Origin of the sequence: Vibrio sp. 10N.222.52.B7 (assembly GCF_041474275.1) — a bacterium.
Taxonomy (GTDB): Bacteria; Pseudomonadota; Gammaproteobacteria; order Enterobacterales; family Vibrionaceae; genus Vibrio; species Vibrio crassostreae_C.
Map to the genome: position 1 here is coordinate 1 of NZ_JBFRTU010000405.1, position 295 is coordinate 295.

A 295-nucleotide genomic window follows, 5' to 3' on the forward strand; every position below is an offset into this window, starting at 1 on the left:
ATCCAAGCATCTGGGTTATGAGTTAGAAATTGTTGAACTTGAGAGTCACAAAGCTGAGTCAATGTTGCGTAGAGAAGTTGTTGTTGGTCGAGTTCACCAGTAAGACATTCTGGTGCTAATTGGCAGCGCTTGCAGGCTTGAGCTGCGATAGGGTCATAGACTAGGCCGTCATCGGCAAGGCTTTCGCGGCTGCGAAACCAAAGATGTTGAACGAGATCCGTCGGAACTTGGAATTCCTGATGTGCAGACCCTTGATCAAAAGGAGCCTTTTGAACAGAAGAGCGCGGCTTAGGAA

At 48.1% G+C, this 295-nt stretch carries 1 pseudogene; it reads right to left on the reverse strand.

Annotated features, from left to right (window positions below):
* A pseudogene (locus AB4512_RS23425) lies at positions 1-295 on the reverse strand (class I SAM-dependent methyltransferase); the annotation flags it as partial.